The sequence below is a fragment of the Poseidonibacter sp. genome (assembly GCF_041821165.1).
In the GTDB taxonomy this organism is placed as follows: domain Bacteria; phylum Campylobacterota; class Campylobacteria; order Campylobacterales; family Arcobacteraceae; genus Poseidonibacter.
Window position 1 is genome coordinate 1 of the sequence record NZ_JBGUES010000251.1, and the last position, 2,446, is coordinate 2,446.

Here is a 2,446-nt window from a genome sequence, read left to right on the forward strand (position 1 = left end):
TTTTTTCTACAAAATAAAAATGAAGAAATAATAAAACCAATTAATGCACCATGATAACTCATACCAGAAATACCAGTATAAACACCATCAATATATGGATTAAATATTTGCCATGGATGTGTTAAATAATACATAGTATTTGTATCATAAAATAAAACATAACCTAATCTAGCACCTAAAATAACACCAATTTCTGCCCACCAAATATACGAATCAAATAAATCATTTGAGATATTTAATTTATCATGTTTAATAAACCATTTTGCTATAACAATAGCAGAAATTAAAGCTAAGGCATACATAATCCCGTACCAATGTACGGGAACAGGTCCTAGATTAATAGCAACTGGATCAAAATTTGAGTATATATTTTGCCAATACTCTGTCATTTTAATCTAAAGCCTCAGCTATTAATTCAATTGGATTTTTAAATTGCACATCAACATCTGCTTGATGTAATGAATTTGTTATTTGCATTCTACATGCACTACATTCAGCACTTACAACTTGTGCTTTTGTATCTCTAATCATTGCTGCTTTTGGAGCACCAGCTGCTTTTGAAAATTCATATTTTTCAGTTTGCATTGTAACACCACCAAAACCACAACATCTATTTGAATCACTCATTTCTGTTAAAACATAATTTTGTTTTAATAGATTTCTTGGCTCTTCCCAAACACCTTGCATTTTTTTAGCATGACAAGGATCATGATAAGTTACAGTTGTATCAATAGTTTTTTTAGAATTCGCTAATAGCTGTTTTAAGTCAGTATTATTATCTAACCATTTTGTAGCCATAAATATCTTTTTAGAAATTTTAGCTGCTCTTTCTTTCCACTCTGGTTGATCATGTAAATAATGTTCCCAATCTTGGTTAATCATTGCAGAACAAGTTGCTTCTGGAATAATTACAGCATCAACTTCATCAATCCAAGTTTCAAAATATTCAATATTATTTTTAACTAAATAATCAACAGTATCAAAGGCACCTGTAAAATAAGCAGGAGCTCCACAACAAAGTTGTTTTTTAGGAATCATAATATCAAGTTCTAATTTTTTAAGAATTTTAACAAGTGAATCACCTGTATTTGTGTAAGTATAATTACTCATACATCCAATAAAAATTGCAACTTTATTTTTTTTGTTTTCTTCTACTTTTTTATGTTTAGCAAATATCTTTTCAGGATATTTATTTAAAAAACTTCTCATATCAGCAAAAGGTAATACTCTGTCTTTTTTTACAATTGGTAATGAGAATCTAGGAAGGCCTGATTGTTTTTTCTTATCAAGTTTTAATGCACATGTTTGGAACATCCAACCCATTCTTGACATCATATCCATTGTTTTTCTATGTCTTAATAAAAAGAAAAATAATCTTTTATACCAAGCAATTCCATATTTTTTTGCGATATCTGAACGTACTTGTTCAATTATCATATCCGTAGGTAAATCGTTTGGACAAACTTCAACACAGTTTGTACATAAAAAACATGATTCAAAAATATCTTTTGCATTTTGATCAAGTTCTAATTCATCTCTTTCATAAGCGCCAAGTAAATCAATAAATCCTCTTGGACTTGTTGCTTCATCTTGATTAATATTAAAGATTGTACATACAGGTTTACATTTTCCACACTTAACGCAGTCATCTGAGATGGCTGTATAATTAAATTTATTCATTGACACTTTTTAACCTTTTAATTAAAAAATTTTAATATTTATTATAAAGAATGAATATACTAAAAAATTGGTTAAGAGTTGATAAATAGTCTAGTTATATATGCAAAATAGGGGAGGTGTGAGAAGATTTGACTAAGACTAAATAGTCTTAGAAAATCTTCTTTTATCTTCAGGGATTTTATTTAGATATGCATCAAATGGCATACAAATATTTCTAATTAACATAGTACCCGTTTGAGATACTTGTATTTTTTCATCACTTACTTCAATAAGTTCTGCTTCTTGGAATTCTTTAAGTGCTTCTAGTGCATCTTTAAAGTATTCTTTAAAATTAACTTTAAATTCTTCTTCTACTCTTGTAATATTTAAAGAGAAATTGCTCATAAGTTCCATAATAACAAATTGTCTTAATTGGTCATCATCACTTAATCTATAACCTTTAAATGTTGGTAAATCTCCATTATCTAAAGCTTGTTCATAAGATGGAATATCTTTAAAGTTTTGAGCATAATAATCAACTCCATTCCCAATAGATGTTAAACCAATTCCAATTAAATCAGCTCCACCTTTTGTAGTATAACCTTGGAAATTTCTATGAAGTTCACCTTTTTCAATTGCTTTAAATAACTCATCTTCTGGTTTTGCAAAGTGATCCATTCCAACCATTTTATAACCATTTGCTGTAAAGAAGTCAATTGTATCTTTAAGCATTTCAAGTTTTTCTTCTGGTTTTGGAAAAGTTGTTTCATCAAATTTTCTCATAGTT

The 2,446-nt window shown here is 28.3% G+C and carries 2 protein-coding genes and 1 pseudogene; all 3 read right to left on the reverse strand.

The features are described from left to right. A partial coding sequence (locus ACERKK_RS12810; protein WP_373773467.1) for a prolipoprotein diacylglyceryl transferase occupies window positions 1-389 on the reverse strand: 389 nt, incomplete at its 3' end. Window position 390: 1 nt separating this feature from the next. Beyond that, window positions 391-1,680, reverse strand: a complete 1,290-nt coding sequence (locus ACERKK_RS12815) for a (Fe-S)-binding protein (RefSeq protein WP_373773468.1) — start codon at window positions 1,678-1,680, stop codon at window positions 391-393. 138 nt (window positions 1,681-1,818) lie between these two features. After that, window positions 1,819-2,446, reverse strand: a pseudogene (locus ACERKK_RS12820) (coproporphyrinogen III oxidase); the annotation flags it as partial.

Excerpts from the sequence above, each read along its gene's own strand:
- ACERKK_RS12815 (WP_373773468.1), bottom strand. The coding sequence starts at position 1,680 with ATGAATAAATTTAATTATACAGCCATCTCAGATGACTGCGTTAAGTGT.